This window comes from Streptomyces sp. CNZ287 (assembly GCF_007827615.1).
In genome coordinates this window covers 98,806-116,547 of the sequence record NZ_VISV01000015.1, presented here as the reverse complement: position 1 = coordinate 116,547, position 17,742 = coordinate 98,806, and the positions used below count along the sequence as shown (strand labels likewise).

At 73.2% G+C, this 17,742-nt stretch carries 17 protein-coding genes; 6 read left to right on the top strand and 11 right to left on the bottom strand.

Annotated elements, in window-relative coordinates:
• Window positions 1-55: 55 nt before the first annotated feature.
• The 3 genes from FB457_RS24895 to FB457_RS24885 all read left to right on the top strand — a co-directional run bounded on the left by FB457_RS24895 (window position 56) and on the right by FB457_RS24885 (window position 2,284).
• Window positions 56-904 carry a GNAT family N-acetyltransferase gene (locus tag FB457_RS24895; protein WP_047019357.1) on the top strand — a complete coding sequence of 283 codons (849 nt, stop codon included), beginning with the start codon at window positions 56-58 and terminating at the stop codon, window positions 902-904.
• An 85-nt stretch (window positions 905-989) separates the two neighbouring features.
• Complete coding sequence (locus FB457_RS24890; RefSeq protein WP_145783354.1) at window positions 990-1,910, top strand: alpha/beta hydrolase; 921 nt, start codon at window positions 990-992, stop codon at window positions 1,908-1,910.
• A gap of 17 nt (window positions 1,911-1,927) precedes the next feature.
• Window positions 1,928-2,284, top strand: coding sequence for an MmcQ/YjbR family DNA-binding protein (locus tag FB457_RS24885; RefSeq protein ID WP_145783352.1), 357 nt, complete (start codon window positions 1,928-1,930; stop codon window positions 2,282-2,284).
• A gap of 19 nt (window positions 2,285-2,303) precedes the next feature.
• On the opposite strand, the gene FB457_RS24880 is transcribed toward FB457_RS24885, so the two are convergent.
• The 9 genes from FB457_RS24880 to FB457_RS24840 all read right to left on the bottom strand — a co-directional run bounded on the left by FB457_RS24880 (window position 2,304) and on the right by FB457_RS24840 (window position 11,659).
• The gene (locus tag FB457_RS24880) at window positions 2,304-3,227 is read right to left on the bottom strand and encodes a transketolase (protein WP_145783350.1); all 924 of its coding nucleotides are present in this window, start codon (window positions 3,225-3,227) and stop codon (window positions 2,304-2,306) included.
• A 51-nt stretch (window positions 3,228-3,278) separates the two neighbouring features.
• Window positions 3,279-3,992: a thiamine pyrophosphate-dependent enzyme gene (locus FB457_RS24875; RefSeq protein ID WP_047019360.1), complete on the bottom strand. Its 714-nt coding sequence runs from the start codon at window positions 3,990-3,992 to the stop codon at window positions 3,279-3,281.
• Between the two features lie 79 nt (window positions 3,993-4,071).
• Window positions 4,072-4,692, bottom strand: coding sequence for a class I SAM-dependent methyltransferase (locus FB457_RS24870; RefSeq protein ID WP_107086177.1), 621 nt, complete (start codon window positions 4,690-4,692; stop codon window positions 4,072-4,074).
• Window positions 4,693-4,898: 206 nt separating this feature from the next.
• Window positions 4,899-6,296 (bottom strand): sulfatase family protein, encoded by a 1,398-nt coding sequence (locus FB457_RS24865; protein ID WP_145783348.1) that lies wholly within the window; start codon window positions 6,294-6,296, stop codon window positions 4,899-4,901.
• 31 nt (window positions 6,297-6,327) lie between these two features.
• Entirely contained in the window at window positions 6,328-7,146 is an 819-nt protein-coding gene (locus FB457_RS24860; RefSeq protein ID WP_047019362.1) for a carbohydrate ABC transporter permease, read from the bottom strand.
• Window positions 7,146-8,084: a carbohydrate ABC transporter permease gene (locus FB457_RS24855; RefSeq protein ID WP_052770646.1), complete on the bottom strand. Its 939-nt coding sequence runs from the start codon at window positions 8,082-8,084 to the stop codon at window positions 7,146-7,148. The genes FB457_RS24860 and FB457_RS24855 overlap by 1 nt, the downstream gene beginning before the upstream one ends.
• A 6-nt stretch (window positions 8,085-8,090) precedes the next feature.
• The gene (locus tag FB457_RS24850; protein WP_253911536.1) at window positions 8,091-9,392 is read right to left on the bottom strand and encodes an ABC transporter substrate-binding protein; all 1,302 of its coding nucleotides are present in this window, start codon (window positions 9,390-9,392) and stop codon (window positions 8,091-8,093) included.
• Window positions 9,393-9,451: 59 nt separating this feature from the next.
• Window positions 9,452-10,459, bottom strand: coding sequence for a LacI family DNA-binding transcriptional regulator (locus FB457_RS24845; RefSeq protein WP_253911537.1), 1,008 nt, complete (start codon window positions 10,457-10,459; stop codon window positions 9,452-9,454).
• Window positions 10,460-10,561: 102 nt separating this feature from the next.
• Window positions 10,562-11,659, bottom strand: coding sequence for a peptidoglycan DD-metalloendopeptidase family protein (locus FB457_RS24840; protein ID WP_145783417.1), 1,098 nt, complete (start codon window positions 11,657-11,659; stop codon window positions 10,562-10,564).
• A gap of 282 nt (window positions 11,660-11,941) precedes the next feature.
• Here FB457_RS24840 and FB457_RS24835 point away from each other — a divergent pair, with 282 nt between their 5' ends.
• Window positions 11,942-12,406: a Dps family protein gene (locus FB457_RS24835; RefSeq protein WP_047019364.1), complete on the top strand. Its 465-nt coding sequence runs from the start codon at window positions 11,942-11,944 to the stop codon at window positions 12,404-12,406.
• A gap of 166 nt (window positions 12,407-12,572) precedes the next feature.
• Here the strand turns inward: FB457_RS24835 and FB457_RS24830 are convergent, their stop codons facing one another.
• Together FB457_RS24830 and ggt are read right to left on the bottom strand one after the other, a co-directional pair.
• Window positions 12,573-13,811, bottom strand: a complete 1,239-nt coding sequence (locus FB457_RS24830) for an alginate lyase family protein (RefSeq protein WP_486589126.1) — start codon at window positions 13,809-13,811, stop codon at window positions 12,573-12,575.
• A gap of 162 nt (window positions 13,812-13,973) precedes the next feature.
• A complete protein-coding gene (gene ggt, locus FB457_RS24825; protein WP_145783346.1) occupies window positions 13,974-15,782 on the bottom strand; it encodes a gamma-glutamyltransferase in 1,809 nt (602 codons plus the stop codon).
• A gap of 137 nt (window positions 15,783-15,919) precedes the next feature.
• On the opposite strand from ggt, the gene FB457_RS24820 reads away from it, so the two are divergent.
• The gene (locus FB457_RS24820) at window positions 15,920-17,050 is read left to right on the top strand and encodes a pyridoxal-phosphate dependent enzyme (protein WP_186462044.1); all 1,131 of its coding nucleotides are present in this window, start codon (window positions 15,920-15,922) and stop codon (window positions 17,048-17,050) included.
• Complete coding sequence (locus tag FB457_RS24815) at window positions 17,047-17,670, top strand: helix-turn-helix transcriptional regulator (RefSeq protein ID WP_047019368.1); 624 nt, start codon at window positions 17,047-17,049, stop codon at window positions 17,668-17,670. Before FB457_RS24820 ends, FB457_RS24815 begins: the two co-directional genes overlap by 4 nt.
• Window positions 17,671-17,742: the final 72 nt, after the last annotated feature.

Sequence of the window (17,742 nt, the reverse complement as noted above, 5' to 3'; positions counted from 1 at the left end):
GGCGGGGCACGGAAATGCGGGTGCTTTCGTACGCGGCGGCGGTGCAGGGTGGGGCATGAGCTGGACCACGACGCACGATCTCGACGCCTTCACCGCCGCCGCGGGCCCCTTCCTGCGGGCGGAGCCCGCCCCGCACACCGTCCTGCTGACGGTGACCGCCTCGCTCGACGCCGCCGGCCTCGACCGGTACGGCGGCGGCACGCCCGCGTTCGGATGGTGGCGGGCCCCGGACGGACGGGTGGCCGGGGCGTATCTGGCCACCCCGCCGTATCCGCTCGTGCTGTCCCGGATGCCGGCGGCCGCCGCCGTGGAGCTGGCGGAGCTGCGGTCCGCCGGGGGGCCGCCCGTTTCGGACGTGCACGCCGGGCGGGCGGCGGCCGAGGCGTTCGCCGGCGCCTGGACCGCGCGCACCGGTGCGGCCGGCACCGTGGAGGAGCGGCACCGGCTCTACCGGCTGGGAGAGCTGGTGCCCCCTGACCCGGCGCCGCCCGGACGGGCCAGACCCGCCACCGAGGCCGACCGGGACCTGCTGGTCGCGTGGACCCGGGAGTTCGCCGCCGAGTCCGGCGGCGGCGCGGGCGACCCGGCCCGCGCCGTCGCCGACCGGCTCGCCTACGGCGGCGCGACGCTCTGGGAGGACGGCGGCCGGCCCGTGTCGTACGCCGGCCTCACCCGGACCGTCGCCGGTATGGTGCGTGTCGCGCCCGTCTACACCCCGCCCCCGCTGCGCCGCCGCGGCTACGCGGCCGCCGTCACCGCGGCCGTCAGCCGCGCGGCGCCGGCCGCCGGCGCCCGCGACGTGCTCCTCTTCACCGACCTCGCCAACCCCACCAGCAACGCGCTGTACCAGCGCCTCGGGTACGAGCCCGTCGAGGACCACGTCGTGATCTCCTTCGACGGCTGATCTGGTGTCCGGCGCCCCGGCGAGAGAGGCTGGACCCCCGGAAGTCCCGCTCCGGACCCGACCGATCGCGAGGAAGGCGAGCCGCATGCACTCCGACCACCTTCAGGCCGCGGACGGCACGCCCGTCGCCTCGTACACCTGGCTGCCCGAGGACGGCCGGCCGCGGGCGCTGGTGCAGATCGTGCACGGCGCCGCGGAGCACGGCCTGCGCTACGACCGGTTCGCCCGCTTCCTCGCCGCCCACGGCTACGCCGTCGCCGCCTCCGACCACCGCGGCCACGGCGCCACCGCCGCCACCGGCGGCTACGGCGTCACCGGCACCGGCGACGCGGACCCCTGGCGCGCCGTCGTCGACGACCTCACCGCCGTCGGCGACCGGCTGCGCGCCGACCACCCCGGGCTGCCCTTCGTCCTCCTCGGCCACAGCATGGGCTCGATGCTCGCCCGCGACTACGCCCAGGAGCACGGCGAGGGCCTGGCGGGGCTCGTGCTCACCGGCATCCTGCGGAGCCTGCCGGGCGTGGAGACGGAGACCGCGGTGCGCCGGCTGGCGGGGGAGGCGGCCGAGCGCGGGCGCGGTGCGCTCTCGGACTTCGTGCCGGAGATCTTCGCGTCGTTCAACGACCCGTACGAGCACCGCACCGGCTTCGAGTGGCTCTCCCGCGACACCGCCGAGGTCGACGCCTACGTCGCCGACGAGCGCTGCGGCTTCCCCTTCGACGTCGCGCTGTCACTGGGCTGGGTGCTCGGCACCCGGAAGATCAACGACCCGTACAACGTGGCCCGGATCCCCGTCGACCTGCCCGTGCACATCGCCGTCGGCGACCGGGATCCGTGCAACCAGGGACTCACGCACGTCGCCGAGCTGCTGGAGGACTTCCGCTACGCGGGGCTGCGGGAGCCGACCTGGCGCGCGTACCCCGGGGCCCGCCATGAGATCCTCAACGAGACCAACCGCGCCGAGGTCCAGGCGGACCTGCTCGACTGGCTCGACAAGCACGTGTGACCGACGGGGGAGCACCGATGACCCTCACCGCCGAGGACGTACGCAAGACCGCCCTCGCGCTGCCGCAGACCGCGGAGAAGCTGGCGTGGGGCATGCCCACCTTCCGGGTGAAGGGCAAGATGTTCCTCACCCTGCCCGAGGACGAGACGTCGTTCGCGGTGCGCTGCCCCAAGGTGGAGCGGGACGAACTCGCGCTCGCGGAGCCGGAGAAGTTCTGGGTCGCCGACCACGAGGCGCCGTTCGCGTGGGTACGGGTGCGGATCGCCGCCCTGGAGGACCGCGACGAGCTGCAGATCATCGTCGCCGACTCCTGGCGCCAGGCCGCCCCGCCCCGGCTGCTCGAGGAGCACCCGGAGCTGGCCGGCGAATCCTGACCCGCCCGGCCCCCGTCGGTCAGGCCGCGGCCCGGGCCCCGTCCCGGGGGCCCGTGAACGCCGCGATCCGCTCGCGCAGGGACGCGGGGTCGAGCCCGTGCGCCCGCAGGTGTTCGGGGACCGTGCCGTAGCGCCGCAGCTCGCCCCGGGCGGTGCCAAGACCCAGCACCCGGTGCGGCACGTCGGCCAGGGCGTCGTTCGCGTACGCGGTGGAGGTGCCGGCGAGGTACGGCTCGACCAGGACGACGTCCGCGGGGCCGGGGCCCACCGCGGCGCGCAGCGCGGTGGTGTCGAAGGGGCGCACGGTGGTGGCGTACAGCACCGTCACGTCCAGGCCCTCGGCCGCGGCCAGCACGTCGTCCAGCAGCGGGCCGACCGCCACGACCACGCCCGCGCGGCCCTCGCGCACGGTCAGGAACCCCGCGCCGTCGACCGGCCGGCCCGCCGCGTTCGCCTGTTGCGACAGCCGCACGTACACCTTGTCGTCGCCCGCGGCGACCGCGTGCCGCAGCAGCGTCGCGGCCTCGTCCGGATGGCCCGGCACATGCACCGTCCAGCCGTCGAGGGTGTCCAGCAGCGCGATGTCGCCGGGCGCCATGTGGGTGTAGCCGCCGGCCGGCCAGTCGTACGAGCCGTAGGCGCTGACCAGCACCGCGCCCGCGTCCTGGTGGCCGAGGTCCAGCTTGACCTGCTCGAAGGGGCGCTCCACGAGGAAGCTGGCGAAGGTGTGCAGCACCGGGCGCATCCCGGCCAGGGCGAGCCCGCCGCCGACGCCGACGAGCAGTTGCTCGCGGATGCCGACGTTGATGACGCGGTCCGGGTGCCGCCGGGCCGCTTCCGCGAAGCCGTCGGTGCCGATCTCGGCGAGCACGACGGCCAGCCGGGGGTCCTCGTCCAGCAGCCGGGAGGTGACGGAGGCGAAGCGCTCGCGCATCGTGTCCATGGTCGGGTGTCCTTTCCAGGCGGGAGGTGGCGCGGGGAGTGTGCGGGGCGGTCAGGCGTACGCGGGTTCGACGCGGGCGACGACGGCGCGCGCCCGCCCGGGGTGCGGGGCGGTGAACGCGGCGTAGAGCGCCTCGTGGTCGCGGCCGTCGACGGTGGCGGTGGACCAGCCGGCGGCCTCGAAGCGGGCGGCGATGCCGCCGGGCAGCGCGTGGCTGGCGGAGGCGTTGTCGATGACGAGGGTGTGCAGGGAGTCCAGGCCGGTGGCGCCGGCGTAGGCGAGTGCTTCGTGGTTGCTGCCCTCGTCCAGCTCGGCGTCGCCGACGAGCACCCACACCCGCGGCTCGGACAGGCCCCGGGCGCGGAGCCCGAGCGCGGTGCCGACGGCCAGCGGCAGGCCGTGGCCGAGGGAGCCGCTGCCGATCTCGACGCCGGGCAGCAGCGTGCGGTCCGGGTGGTGGCCGAGGGGCGAGTCGTACGCGCCGAATCCCGGCAGCCAGTCGGCGGGCAGGAAACCCTTGGCGGCGAGCACGGCGTAGTACGCCATCGGGCCGTGGCCCTTGGAGAGCAGGAACCGGTCGCGGTCCGGCGCCTCGGCGGTCCCGGGGGTGACCCGCAGGACGCGGTCGTAGAGGACCCACAGTGCGTCGAGGGTGGAGGTGGCGGCCGGGCCGTGCTTCTCGTCGCCGGTCATCAGGCCCATGAGGCGCGGCAGATCGTCGTAGCCGGCGGGCGTTCGCTGTCGTACGGCGGTGGAAGTCGTCATGTGTCCCACCGTGCAACTTGAAGAATGGTTCACGTCAACAACGGCTGGTCACACGGGGGCCGGGGGGCCGGCGGCGGCCTCAGGGCGCCCGGCGCAGCCGGGCCAGGGCGTCGATCGCCTCCTTCGGCGGCCCTTCCTCCTGCGCCACGGGGCGGCGCACCCGCTCGGCGCGTACGGTCCGAAGCGGGTCGTCCGCCAGGTCCGACAGCACGTCCTCCGCCGTGAAGAGCACCGCGGGCTCCTGCGGCCCGCCGGTGCCCTCCGTGAGGTTCGCCGAGTCGTGCCCGACGACCAGCAGCTCGCCGCCGCCGGCGAGCGCGGCGGCGGCCCGCCGCAGCACCCGGCGCCGCTGCGCGCCCGGCAGGTGCAGGTACGCCACCACCACCAGCTCGTACGAGCCCTCCTCCGGGGCGTACTCCAGCAGGTCGGCCCGTACCCACCGGATCCGCTCCGCGGCCTCCTGCGGCAGCTCCGCCGCCCGCCGGCGGCCCCGCTCCAGCGCGACCTGCGAGAAGTCGACCGCCGTCACCCGCCAGCCGCGGGCCGCGAGCCACAGCGCGTTGCGCCCCTCGCCGGCGGCCAGGTCAAGGGCCCGCGCGGGCGTGATTTCCGCCACCTCGCGGGCCACCCAGCGGTTCGGTTCACCGCCCCAAACGAGGTCTTTCGCGGCATAGCGTTCGTCCCAGGCGCCGCTGTCCATAAACCTGATCGCTCCCCGGTGCGTCTAACGAGTAGGAGATCACGTTCTCACAGCCGGGCGGAGGATCCGAGATGACCTGTCACCAACCCCAGCAGCAGCATGCCACCGCGCTCGTGCCGGTGTGCCCGCGCTGCGGTCGCGTCCGCTGCATCTGCCCGCCCATGGCGGCCGCCTGAGCGGCCGCCACGGGCTCGCCCCACCGGGGTTCAGGGGTGCTTGCGCTGGTGTCCGAAGCGCACGCCGTCGAGCTTGAATCCGTGCACGGTGGGATCGACCCGGCGCTGCATCGCGCGCCGGTCCGGAGCCGCCTCGATCACCGGCTCCGGCTCGCCCGCCGCGGTGATCCGCGCCAGCAGCCGCGCGCGCAGCCCGTCGGCGAGCGCGCGGTGCGAGGCGAGCCCGACAAGGTTGTCGAGCTCGTACGGGTCGTGGGCCAGGTCGTACAGCGCCGTCTCGACGTACCTGCTGCCGGAGCGGGTACGCCAGCCGTCGGCCGCCGGGTCGACGACGTAGTACTTCCACCGTGAGGTGCGCAGCGCCCGTCCGCACTCGGACTCGCTGACCTGGACGAAGACGTCCTCCGGCCAGTCGGCATCCGGGTCGCGGACCAGCGGCAGGAAGGAGCGCCCGTGCATCTCCTCCGGGACGTCGAGCCCCGCGGCGTCCAGGAGGGTCGGCGGCAGGTCCAGGGTGCTGACCGGAGCGTCGAGCACCCGGCCGCCGGCGAAGCCGGGGCCATGCAGGGCCAGCGGCACCCGGATCGAACCGTCGTGGCAGGAGCGCTTGTACTCGGAGTTGCGGGTACGGAAGTGGCTGCCGTGATCGGAGGTGAACGCCACGATCGTGTCGTCGAGCAGGTCCATGCTGCGCAGGGCGTCCAGCAGCCGGCCCAGGCCCTCGTCGACGCGCCGGATCTGGCCGCAGTAGCCGGCGATGTGCCGGTGCGCGGTGCCGCCTTCCGCGGAGAGCGCGGCCAGGTCCGGCGGCAGCCAGCGGCCCGTGTAGCGCTCCTCGTAGCCGTCGGGGGCGGGGTAGTCGTCGACCTCGTTCTGGTGGTGCGGCTCGATGAGGGAGAGGAAGAGGAAGAACGGCTCCTCGTGGTGGTCGGCGGCGAACCGGATCGCCGCGTCGAAGAGCGCGTCCGAGCGGTAGCCGGGCAGCCGCACCGGGTCGCCGTCCTCGTCGTACATCACCGTGCGGTACGCGTCCGAGGTGAACTCCAGCACGTTGGAGGCCAGCCAGTGCTGGTACCCGCCGCGGTCCTCCGGCGGCACCGGGTCCTCGCCGGCCAGGTGCCACTTGCCGATGTAGCCGGTGGTGTAGCCGGCGTCGCCGAAGTGGTGCGCGAGCGTACGGGCGTCGCGCGGCAGCGGGATCCCGTTGCGGTAGCAGCCGGTGCCGGTGGGCCACCGGCCCGTCTGCAGCGCCGCCCGGGCGGGCGCGCAGACGGGCTGCGGGGTGATCGCCGCCGACGCGTACGTGCCCGAGCGGGCCATCCGGTCGAACGCGGGCGTCAGGTCGAGCGGGTTGCCGCCCGCGCCCGTCGTGTCCCAGCGCTGCTGGTCGGTGAAGACGACGATGACATGGGGACGCCGGTCGGGCATCGGGGTCCTTTCCGCACGGTCGGGTGGGGGGTCACTTCAGGCCGGTCAGGGCGATTCCGCGGACGAAGTAGCGCTGGCTGAAGATGAGCAGCAGCGCCGTCGGTACGAACATGATGACCGACCCCGCGGCGGTGAGATGCCAGAGCTGGAACTGCTCCTGGCTGAACTGGGTCAGCCCCACCGGGATCGTCCGCATCCGCTCCGAGGTCGTCACGACCAGCGGCCAGAGGAACTCGTTCCACTGGAAGACGAACGTGAACAGGCCCAGCACGGCGAGCGCCGGCTTGCACTGCGGCAGGATGATCCGCCAGTAGATGGTGAACTCGTTCGCCCCGTCCACCCGGGCCGCGTGGATGAGGTCGTCGGGGATGGGCTGGATGAACTGCCGCATGAGGAAGATGCCGAAGCCGTCCATGAGGAACGGCACGATGAGCCCCTGGTAGCTGTCCAGCCAGCCGAGGTCCGACATCATCACGTACAACGGGATCATGCGGACGAAGAGCGGGATCATCAGCGTGGCGAGGATCGCGACGAACAGCGTGTTCTTGAACGGGAAGTCGAACTTCGCGAACACGTAGCCCACCAGCGGGTCGAAGATCAGGTGGGAGAGCGCGATCGCGCCCGCGACCACCAGGCTGTTGAGGATGAAGCTGCCGAACGGCGCCTCCTCGAAGAGCGTGGAGTAGTTGCCCCACTGCGGCGACTCCGGCCAGAGCACCGACTCCGCGGACAGCATCTCCTTCTCGGTCTGCAGCGACAGCGAGACCGTGTAGAGCAGCGGCACGACGGTGATCAGGCTGGCGACGGTGAGCAGCACGTAGGCGATCGTCTTGTACGTCCTGGCGGTCATCAGTGCTGCACCTCCCGGTCCCGGCCGATGCGCAACTGCACCAGCGTGAAGGCCACGATGACGAGCAGGAGGAGCACCGAGAGCGCCGACGCGTAGCCGAAGTTGCGGGCGCGGAACGCCAGCTCGAAGATGTGGAAGACGAAGAGGTCGGAGGCTTCTCCCGGACCGCCGCGGGTGATGATGTATGCCTGCCCGAACGCCTGGAGCCCGGTGATCACGGCCATCACGGAGACGAAGAGCGTGGTCGGGGTGAGCAGCGGCACCGTGATCCGCCGGAAGCGCTGCCAGCCGTTGGCGCCGTCGACTTTGGCGGCCTCGTAGTACACGTCCGGGATGCCCTGGAGCCCGGCCAGGAAGAGGATCATCGTGTAGCCGGTGGTCATCCACAGCGTCACCGCGACGATGGTGGCCACCGGGTGGGTGTTCAGCCACTCCTGGGTGGGCAGGCCGAGGTCGGACAGTATCCGGTTGAGGATGCCGAGTTCGGGGTCGAGGATGTTGCGCCACATGAGGCCGACCACGGCGATCGACGTCAGGTAGGGCACCAGCAGCGCGAGCTTGAACGCCAGGCTGCCGCGCAGCTTCTGGTTGATGAGCACCGCGAGGCCCATGCCCAGCACGATGGCGCCGACGGTGGTGGCGACGGCGAACTGGAGCGTGACCTTGAAGGCGTTGCGCGCCTGGGGGTCCTCGAAGGCGTTGGTGTAGTTGTCGAACCCGGCGAACTCGTCGGTCCGCTGGCCCGTCAGCATGCTGGTGTTGAGGATGTCGGCGATCGGGTAGTAGAAGAAGATCGCGAAGAAGATCAGCGCCGGCGCCAGGAACACGTACGCGGTACGCGCCTGGCGCCGGGCGATCGGGGAGCGCTTGGTGCGCTTGGTGCGCTTCGGGAGCTCCACGGGCTCCGGAAGCTGGGGGAGTTCGGCCGGGGTTGCCATGTGCACTTAGCCCTTGAGGATGTTCTTGGCCGCGTCGTCGTAGGCGGCGAACGCCTCTTCCGCGCCGGCTCCCTCGATCAGCATGCTCTCGTAGAGCGTCTTGTAGATGTCCTCCAGCTCGCCCGCCTTGCCGGTGGTGTAGACGCCGGTGCGGAACTCCTCGGCGTACGGCAGCCCCTCCGTGAACGGCTTGACGTCCGGGTTCTCCTGGACCGCCGGCTCCTTCGCCCACGACTTGCGCGGCATCAGCATGCTGGACTCCTCGGTCGCCGCGGTCTCGGTCTTCAGCGCGGTGATCCGCTTGATGAAGTCCCAGGAGAGGTCGGGGCGTTTGGCCTGCGCGGGGATGAACAGCGTGGTGCCGCCCGCGATCGTCGACTGCCGCTTGCCCGTCAGCGCCGGCGCGATCCCGTACTCCAGGTCCGGATTGGACTGCTTGATGATCGGGATGTCCCAGGGGCCGGTGAGGATCATGGCGGTGCGCTCGGCGGCGAAGAACTTCGCGGCGCGCGTCACGTCCAGGGACGTCGTCGGCTTGGGGGAGACCTTGTGCTCGTGTACGAGGTCCCGCTGGAACTGCATCGCCTCCATCGCGGCGGCGCGCGGCTGCAGCAGCTCGCCGCTGTCCGCGTCGTACTCGTGCACGCCGTTCTGGAGCATCCACGGGTAGGAGTAGCTGAGCCCGTCGTTGAGCACCGTGCCGTTGACGTCGCCGGAGGTCAGCTCGCGCGCGGCGGAGAGGAAGTCGTCCCAGGTGGCGGGCGGTTCGATGCCCGCGTCGTCGAGCATCTTGCGGTTGTAGAACAGCAGCGTGCAGGTGTAGTGCATCTGGATGCCGTACACCTGGCCCTCGTGGGTGTTGTCGGAGACGGCGACGTCCAGCCAGTCGTCCGGGAACCCGATCTTCGTGCCGTCCTTGTCGAGATACTTCTGCAGCGACAGCGCGTCCTTGCTGAGCGCGAACTCCTGCACCCAGCTTCCCGGCTCCTCCACCACGTCCGGCACGTTGCCGGACTGGAAGTCCGAGACCAGCTTGGTGCGCAGGTCCTCCCACTGGAACTTCTGCAGCTCCACGGTGACCCCGTGGTCCTTCTCGAACTGCGCGACGACGTCCTTGTACGCCTCGTACTCGTGCGCGTTGTTCCAGTAGGCGAGGAACGTGCCGCCGCCCCCGCCGCCGCCCGGCTCGGCCTCGGGCGCGCCCGAGCCGCAGGCGGCCAGGGGGAGTGCCGCGGCGGCGCCGCCGGCGACGCCCAGCATCCTGCGCCGGGTCATCCACTGACCGTTGATGGCTGGCCTTGCTGACATGCGGGTGCTCCTCTCGCCGTGCATTCGGTTGGTCATGCGCCCGTCGGACGCGCGCTCGTTCACGTCGACTCCCTGGGTATGAAGGACCAGGGCAGGACGATCTCGCGGGCCGCAGGCGGCTCCGCCGCCGCCAGCCGTTCGAACAGCAGCCCGGCGACGCGGCTGAAGTCGATCTGCCGCTGCCCCACGGTGCTCAGCGCGGGGCGGATCACCGAGCCCTCCTCCAGGTTCCCGACGCCGAGGACCGCCACGTCCGCGGGCACCGTGCGGCCGGTGTCGCGGACCGCCCAGATCGCGCTGATCGCCGCCCGGTCGGAGGCCACGAACAGCGCGTCCGGCGGCTCGGGCAGGGCCATGAGCGCGGCGGTGGCGCGGTAGCCCTCGACGCGGCTGTCGGCACCGGCGCCGACGAGCCGGCCGTCCGGCCGCAGGCCGTGCCGCCGCAGCGCGTCCCGGTACGCGGTCAGCCGCGCCGAGCGGTCGCCCAGCTCCAGGTCGTGCCGGTGGCCGAGGAAGGCGATCCGCCGGCGGCCGGCGGCGAGCAGGTGGTCCAGCGCCTCGCCGCACGCCTCATACTCCGGGGTGCGCACGACGTCGAAGCCGTCCGGCGCCACGGAGTTGTCGACCACGACCATCGCCAGCCGGCCCCGGGCCAGCTCGCCGAAGTCGCCGAAGTGGCGCGCCGAGTCGAAGAAGACGGCGCCGTCCGCCAGGCCCTGGCGGAGCAGCCGGGCGGCGTGCGCGGCGTGCGCGGGGGAGTCGACGATGAGGGTGAGGACGCCGTAGCCGTCGGCCTCCGCGGCCGCGTGCAGATCGCGTACCAGTTGCTCCTGTACGGGGCTGCCCAGCGAGCCGATCACCAGGCAGACCCGCTCGGTGCGGCGCTTGCGCAGCCCGCGCGCGGAGCTGTTCGGCACGTAGCCGAGATCCCGTACGGCCGCGAGCACCCGTTCGCGGGTGTCGGCGCCGATCCGGTTGTCCCGCCCGTTGACCACGTAGCTCACCGTCGCGACGGACACCCCGGCGAGGGCGGCGACGTCGCGGACCGTGGGACGCGTCTTCTTCATGATGATACGTTTAAGCACCCGGAGCGCGGCAGGGTCAAGCCTTCGTACGTGAAGTCTCGTGACGAATCGTCAAGCCCCAGGTCAGCGCGGTGCGCGTGTGGGCTAGATGCGCACCCCGCGCCCGCGCAGGTAGCGCAAAGGGTCGACGTCGGACCCGTAGCCGGGTCCGGTGCGGACCTCGAAGTGCAGATGCGGTCCCGTGGAGTTCCCCGTCGATCCGGAGCGGCCGATGCGCTGCCCGGCGTTGACCGGCCGGCCGGCGCTCACGGTGACCGCGGAGAGGTGCGCGTACTGGCTGTAGCGGCCGTCGCGGTGCCGGATGACCACCTCGTAGCCGTACGCGCCCGCCCAGCCGGCGCTGACGACCTCGCCGTCGGCGACGGAGCGCACCCCGGTGCCGACCGGGACCGGGAAGTCGACCCCGGTGTGGTAGCCGCTGGACCAACTGCTGCCGCTCGCGCCGTAGGGGGTGCCGATGGAGGCGCCGGCGAGCGGGGAGGTGTAATCGGCGGCGGGCTTGGCCTCGGGTTTCGGCTTCGGCTTGGCCTCGGCCTCGGCCTCGGCCTGGGGTGCGGGGGCCCGCTTCTTCGCGTCCGGCTTGGTCCGGTCCGGCTTGCTCTTCGCCGGCTTGGCCTTGGGCTTGGCCTTCTCGGGCTTCGCCTTGCCGCCGGATTTCGCCTTCTCCTGCGACTGGCGGGACTTCGTCCCGGCCGCCTTCGCCCCGTCGTCGCCGGACTTCTTCTTCCCGGCCGCGGGGGAGTCGGCGCGTGGTTTCGGCGGGGCCGCGGCACCGCCGCGGAGGGTGAGGCGCTGCCCGGGGAGGATGAGGTCGGGGTCGGCGCCGACGACGCCGCGGTTGCGCTCGTAGAGCGCGGGCCACCCGCCGCGTACGCGGTGCTGGTCGGCGATGCCGGACAGGGTCTCCCCGGCGGCGACCTCGTGGTGGCCGGGCTTCTTGCCGACCGTGCCGGCCCGCCCGCCCTGCGGTGCGGCGGCGCTGCCGTCCGCCGCCGTCTCCGTATCGGCGCGGTCGGATAACGCGCCGTCGGACGGCGGCTTCAGGCCCTCCTGCGCCCGGTCCTTCGCCGGGCTGTGCAGCGCGTCCGCGGGTGTGCCCGCGGCCGGCGCGGCGGCGCCGGCGACCAGCGGCAGCGCGAGCCCCGCGCCGCTCGCGGTGACGGTGAGGGAGGCCCGCGACACCGGGCCGGGGCGGTAGCGGCGGTGCCTGCCGCGCCCTGTGCGCTCTGACATGACTGAGTCACTTTCCGTGCGCCGAGACCTGAGCGAACGATAGAAGTGCCCATACGGTTGGACAAGAGGGCGTACGCCGCCGCCTCCGTGACCTCGTACGCGACCGCCGCCCCGGCCGCTCCCCGCCCCCGCCTTTGGCGCCTTGTCCCCGAATGGCGTAGCCTGACAAGAAGTTAGACAAAGTCTAATGTAGGATGGGATCCACAAGCACGAGCAAGGAGGCGCCCACACATGACCACGATCCTCGACAAGAAGGCCCTGGACGTCACCGGCGAGGCGCTGCAGGGCGCGCTGGTTGATCTGCTGGATCTCTCCCTCCAGGGCAAGCAGGCGCACTGGAACCTGACCGGCCCCCTCTTCCGCGAGCTGCACCTCCAGCTCGACAAGATGGTGAAGCTGGCCCGCGGGCACGCCGACACCCTCGCCGAACGGGCCGCGGCCCTGGGCGTGAGCCCGGACGGCCGGGCGAAGACCATTGCCGCCAACAGCCCGCTGCCCGACATCGGGCCCGGGAAGATCTCCGACCAGAAGGTCATCGACGACGTCACCGACATGCTGGAGAAGGCGTCCGCACGCATGCGGCAGCGGGTGGCGGACACCGACGACACCGACCTCATCACGCAGGACCTGCTCATCACCGCGACGCAGGACCTGGAGCAGCAGGCGTGGTTCTTCCGCTCGCACCGCATCAGCTGACGCGGATCGGCCGACGCCGCTCCTGAGCCGGCCGCGGATCCGTCCCCCCGTCGGGTCCGCGGTCCTCCCGGCCGCGGCCCGCGGCGGGCACCGTCACTGCCGCCGCCCGCCGCGCCCGCCCCTGCCCCGGCCCGCACGTGCCCCCCGCGTGCGGGCCGGTGGTGTGTCAGGCCGGGTTCTCGGCGTGGGTCAGGGTCTGCCAGGCCACGAAGAGGTTGTTCGCCCCGGCGGGCCGGCTCTGCTCGGTGTAGCGGCCGGTGTTGGTCATGGCGATGCCCATCCGGTGGTGCAGGGCGTTGTAGCCGATCTCGGTGACCGGGCCGAGGCCGCGGTCGACGCTGCCGCCGCAGAGCCAGGCCGGCGGCGCCTCGCCCAGCTCGTAGCGGGACTGGAAGCCGAGCGCGTGCCGCAGCCGCTCGCCGACGTCGGTCCGGTACAGGTCCTCGCCCTGGATCCGGGCGGTCTCGGCGACGTGCGAGATCGACGCCAGGCCGTATCCGGTGTGGGTGAAGTCCCGGCAGGTCTCCTGGGTCAGCCCGGTGACGAAGGTGGACTGCCCCTGCCAGTAGTTGATGATCTTCTGCCGGGTGTCGAGGTTCTGCTTCGGCACCGTCCGGGGCAGCTCGCCGTCGGACTCCAGGTAGACGAACGCGGGCACGCGGGTGCGGAAAGTCTGCATCGCCCGGTCGTACGCGCCCTTGTCCTCCAGGAAGACGGCGATGCCGACGGCCGCCTCCATCATCGTCAGCTCCCAGTTGCCGTTGGAGTTGGAGCCCCCGATGATCTCCGGCAGGTAGACGTCGCGCAGCATGGCCCGGAAGCGTCCCTCGTTCGCCCAGCCGCCGTCGTACGTGTACTTGATGATCTCGGCGGCCTTCGGCCAGGAGGAGCCGGCCCAGCCGGTCTGCAGCGGCGCGTTGCTGTTGGTGTGGTCCCTGATCGTCGCGGACCACGCGTCCATCAGCTCGATGGACTTGCGCGCGTAGCGCTCGTCGCGGGTGAGGTACCAGGCCAGCGCGGTGGTGTACGCGGCGATCGCGTCCTCGCGTTCGTCCGTGCAGCCGTAGTTGGGGTTGGAGTACGAGCCGCACTCGACGACCGCGCGGGGCTTGGGCGTACGGCTGAGGCTCGCGTACCTGCTGCCCATCATCTGGTCGTAGGCGCCCTTCCAGGGCTGGGCGCCGGCGTTGACCTTCTCCCGGGTGAAGTCCAACTGGCCCCGGGAGACGGTGACTCCCGGGTGGGTGAAGGCCGCGGGCGCGGCGCCGGCGCGCTCGGTGCCGGGCCCGGCGAGGAGTGAGGCGACCAGGGCGGTGACGGCCGTGACGAGGGTGGCGAACAGTGCGGCACGCGGTCTGCGGCGATGGCGTGCGGGTGTGGGGGTGCCCTGCATGGTGGGGTCCATCCGTTCGCATATATGAACATTGAGTGTTCACATGAACACCGTGACAGCCCGTGACCTTAGGTACGTACCAACTGCCCGTCAAGGGCCGGGACATGACCCGCACACACGACGACCGGGGCGGGGCGTCGCGCGCCCCGCCCCGGTCGTGACCGCCGCCCCGGGTCAGTCCCGCCCGGCGGGCCGCACCACCGCCGCCGCGCCCCCGCCGCGCCGCTCCGGCTCCGCCGCCGCGACCCAGCGCCCGTCGGGCAGCCGCTCGACGCCGGTCGCCGCGCCGATCTCGCCGCCGTCGGTGAACCGGTGCCCCAGCTCCGCCAGTTCACCGCGCGCCGGCAGCCCGAGGAATCCCGGCTCCGCCGATGTCGAGGCGGTGTTGCGCTGGCTGGCGCGCGGCGCCGCGATGGCCTCCGGCAGTGTCAGCCCGCGGTCGAGCCGGCCCGTCAGCACCTGGAGCACGGTGGTGATGATCGTCGAACCGCCCGGCGAGCCGGTCGCGAGCAGCGGCTCACCGTCGTCGAGGACGATCGTCGGCGCCATCGAGGACCGGGGCCGCTTGCCCGGACCCGGCAGGTTAGGGTCGGGCACGCCCGGCACGGACGGCGTGAAGGAGAAGTCCGTCAGCTCGTTGTTGAGCAGGAAGCCACGGCCGGGCACGGTGATGCCGCTGCCGCCGGTCTGCTCGATCGTCATCGTGTACGCGACGACGTTGCCCCACTTGTCGGCGGTCGTCAGATGCGTGGTGCTCGGACCCTCGTACGACGTGCCCTCCGGCGCGCCCTTCGCCGTGCAGAAGGCGTCCGGGCGGCGCGGGTCGCCCGCGGCGAGCGGGCTGGTGAGCACCGCGTCGGGGGAGATGAGGCACGCGCGGGAGTCCGCGTACGACTGGGAGAGCAACTCCCGCGTCGGTACCCGGGAGAAGCGCGGGTCGCCCACCCACCGGCCGCGGTCGGCGAAGGAGACGCGGGACGCCTCCAGGAAGCGGTGCAGGTACTGGGCCTCGGACAGCTCGCCGAGGTCGGTGCCCTCCAGGATGTTCAGTGCCTCGCCGACGGTGGTGCCGCCGGACGACGAGGGCGCCATCCCGTAGACGTCGAGCCCGCGGTAGCCGACGTGCGTCGGCTGCTGCTGCGCCACCCGGTACGCGCGCAGGTCGGCCGGGCGCAGGTCGCCGGCGCGAACCACCCGGTCGGCGCCCGGGTCGACCGGCGGGCGGCGCACCGTGTCCGACACGTCCGCGCCCAGGTCGCCGCGGTACATCGCCCGCGCGCCCTCGTCGGCCAACTGCCCGTAGGTGGCGGCCAGGTCGGGGTTGCGCAGTGTGCTGCCCACCGTCGGCAGGGCGCCGCCGGGCAGGAACAGCTCCCGGGTGGCGGGGAAGTCGCGGAAGCGGGCCTCGTTGGCCGCGGTCTGCGCGCGGAACGTCTCGTCGACGGTGAAGCCCTCCGCCGCCAGCCGCGTCGCCGGCGCCAGCGCCTCGCCGAGCGAGGTCGTGCCCCACTGCCGCAGGGCCTGCTCCCAGGTCGCGGGCGTGCCGGGCACGCCGACGGACAGGCCGCTGGTCACCGCCTGGTCGAACGGGATCGCCGCGCCGTTCTCGGTGAAGAGTTCCGCGTCGGCGGTAAGGGGGGCCTTCTCGCGGCCGTCGAGGGTGGCGACCCGGCCGCTCCTCGCGTCGTAGTGGACGAAGTAGCCGCCGCCCCCGATGCCGCCCGAGTACGGCTCGGTGACCCCGAGCGCGGCGGCGGTGGCGACGGCGGCGTCGACCGCGTTGCCGCCGTCGCGCAGGACCTCGATCCCGGCCGCGGTGGCGTCGGCGTCGACGCTGGCCACGGCGCCGCCGTAGCCCGTCGCCACCGCGGACTTCGGCGGCGCGGCCGCGTCCGTCCCGGCGGCCGTCGGCGGCGCGGCGGCCGCCGCGGTGGCGAGGATCGCGGCGAGGGCGAGGGGAACGGTGGGGCGGCGCAACCGCATGCGGGCCTCCCGGCCGGGTGGGCGTCACGGACCCGGCCCATTGTGGTGACCGCGGCGCCCGCCGTCACCGGGGCATGGGGGACCGTTCGGGAACGGCGTCCCCGACGACTTGGACGGATCGTCTAGGGTTGGACACTATGACTCATCTGGTGGACGAGCGATCCGGCCGTACGTACCCCTTCGACGCCCTCCGCTGGCGCGCAGACGACGGCGCCCCCCTCCAGGTCGGCGGCGTGCCCGGGATCGGCAGGGACGACATCGACACCGCCGAGCGCTCCCTGTGGCGCTACCGCGCCGCCCTGCCCTTCGGCATCGAGGCGCCCGTCTCCCTCGGCGAGGGGCGCACCCCGCTGCTCGCCCGCCGCTGGGGCGGGGGCGAGGTGTTCTTCAAACCGGAGTGGTTCGGCCCCACCGGCAGCTTCAAGGACCGCGGCAGCACCGTGATGATCTCCGCGCTCGCCCGGCTCGGCGTCGCCGAGGTCATCGAGGACAGCTCCGGCAACGGCGGCGCCTCCGTCGCCGCCTACTGCGCCGCCGCCGGCATCCGCGCCCGCATCCTGGCCCCCGAGGGCACCTCCCCGGCGAAGGTGCTGCAGGCCCGCGCGTACGGCGCCGAGGTCGAGCTGGTGCCCGGCGGCCGGGACGCCACCGCCGCCGAGGCCGTACGCAGGGCCGCCACCGTCCCCTACGCCGGGCACAACTGGCACCCGCTCTTCCTCCAGGGCACCAAGACCCTCGCCTACGAACTCTGGGAGGACCTCGGCTTCGCCGCCCCCGACTGCGTCGTCACCGTCGCGGGCGCCGGCAGCACCGTCCTCGGCCTCGACGCCGGCTTCGGCGAACTCCTCGCCGCCGGCCACATCGACCGCCGCCCCCGCATCCTCGCCGCCCAGCCCGCCAACTGCGCCCCGATCCACGCGAGCTTCGCCGCCGGCGCCGACGGGCCCGTACCCACCGGCTTCGCCCCGACGATCGCCGAGGGCACCGCCATCCGCGAGCCCGTCCGGCTGCCGGAGGTGCTGCGCGCCGTGCGCCGCTCCGGCGGGGACATGGCGGCGATCGGCGAGGACGGCATCCGCGCCGCCGTCGTCCGCCTCGCCGCCCTCGGCCTCTACGCCGAGCCGACCAGCGCCACCGCCGCCGCGGCCGTCGACGTCTTCCGCGCCCGCGGCGCCATCCGGCCGGGCGAGACGACGGCCGTGCTGCTCACCGGCACCGGGCTGAAGGCGGCGCCGGTGCTCGCCGGGGTGTTCGGGGGCGGCGCATGAGCACCGAGGACGAACTGCTGCTGCGCGAGGCCGAGAAGATCGTCACCGCCCTGGGCCGGATGTTCCCCGGCGTCTGCGAGGTCGTCCTGCACGACCTGCGCGACCCGCGGCACGCGGTCCGTACCATCGAGAACCCGCTCTCCGGCCGCGGTCCCGGCGACCCCGCCACCGAGCTGGGCCTCGCCCGGATCGAGGACCCGGACTACCCCGAGGTCATCCAGAACTACCCCAACCGCTTCCCCGACGGCCGGCCCGCGAAGAGCACGTCGATCGGCATCCGGAACTCCTCCGGCGCCTACGTCGCGGCCCTCTGCCTCAACCTCGACGTCTCCGTCCTCGACCGCACCGCCCGTACGCTCCAGGCGCTCACCGCCGTGGAGGACCCCGGCCTGCCGCTGACCGAGACCCTGCGGGCGCGTACGGCGGACGAACTGAGCGCCGCGGTGGAGGAGTTCGCCGCCGCCCGCGGCCAGACACCCCGGGCGCTCGGCTCCGCAGACCGCCGCGAGCTGGTCCGCGACCTGCGCGACCGCGGACTGCTGGAGGTGAGGAGCGCGGTCCGGCTGGTCACCGGGCTGCTGGGGGTGTCGCGGGCGACGGTCTACAACTACCTGCGCTGACGCCGGACGGGACCGTGCCGCCGAACGGGGTCCCCCGGCCGCCCCCGTTCGGCCCCACTGTGGATGCGTACG

What these genes read in the sequence shown, in the direction of transcription:
- FB457_RS24845 (WP_253911537.1), bottom strand. Translation starts at nt 10,459, where the DNA reads ATGAAGAAGACGCGTCCCACGGTCCGCGACGTCGCCGCCCTCGCCGGG.
- FB457_RS24860 (WP_047019362.1), bottom strand. Translation starts at nt 7,146, where the DNA reads ATGACCGCCAGGACGTACAAGACGATCGCCTACGTGCTGCTCACCGTC.
- FB457_RS24820 (WP_186462044.1), top strand. Translation starts at nt 15,920, where the DNA reads ATGACTCATCTGGTGGACGAGCGATCCGGCCGTACGTACCCCTTCGAC.
- FB457_RS24835 (WP_047019364.1), top strand. Translation starts at nt 11,942, where the DNA reads ATGACCACGATCCTCGACAAGAAGGCCCTGGACGTCACCGGCGAGGCG.
- FB457_RS24855 (WP_052770646.1), bottom strand. Translation starts at nt 8,084, where the DNA reads ATGGCAACCCCGGCCGAACTCCCCCAGCTTCCGGAGCCCGTGGAGCTC.
- FB457_RS24865 (WP_145783348.1), bottom strand. Translation starts at nt 6,296, where the DNA reads ATGCCCGACCGGCGTCCCCATGTCATCGTCGTCTTCACCGACCAGCAG.
- FB457_RS24885 (WP_145783352.1), top strand. Translation starts at nt 1,928, where the DNA reads ATGACCCTCACCGCCGAGGACGTACGCAAGACCGCCCTCGCGCTGCCG.
- FB457_RS24890 (WP_145783354.1), top strand. Translation starts at nt 990, where the DNA reads ATGCACTCCGACCACCTTCAGGCCGCGGACGGCACGCCCGTCGCCTCG.
- FB457_RS24875 (WP_047019360.1), bottom strand. Translation starts at nt 3,992, where the DNA reads ATGACGACTTCCACCGCCGTACGACAGCGAACGCCCGCCGGCTACGAC.
- FB457_RS24880 (WP_145783350.1), bottom strand. Translation starts at nt 3,227, where the DNA reads ATGGACACGATGCGCGAGCGCTTCGCCTCCGTCACCTCCCGGCTGCTG.
- ggt (WP_145783346.1), bottom strand. Translation starts at nt 15,782, where the DNA reads ATGCGGTTGCGCCGCCCCACCGTTCCCCTCGCCCTCGCCGCGATCCTC.
- FB457_RS24870 (WP_107086177.1), bottom strand. Translation starts at nt 4,692, where the DNA reads ATGGACAGCGGCGCCTGGGACGAACGCTATGCCGCGAAAGACCTCGTT.
- FB457_RS24830 (WP_486589126.1), bottom strand. Translation starts at nt 13,811, where the DNA reads ATGGACCCCACCATGCAGGGCACCCCCACACCCGCACGCCATCGCCGC.
- FB457_RS24895 (WP_047019357.1), top strand. Translation starts at nt 56, where the DNA reads ATGAGCTGGACCACGACGCACGATCTCGACGCCTTCACCGCCGCCGCG.
- FB457_RS24815 (WP_047019368.1), top strand. Translation starts at nt 17,047, where the DNA reads ATGAGCACCGAGGACGAACTGCTGCTGCGCGAGGCCGAGAAGATCGTC.
- FB457_RS24850 (WP_253911536.1), bottom strand. Translation starts at nt 9,392, where the DNA reads ATGTCAGCAAGGCCAGCCATCAACGGTCAGTGGATGACCCGGCGCAGG.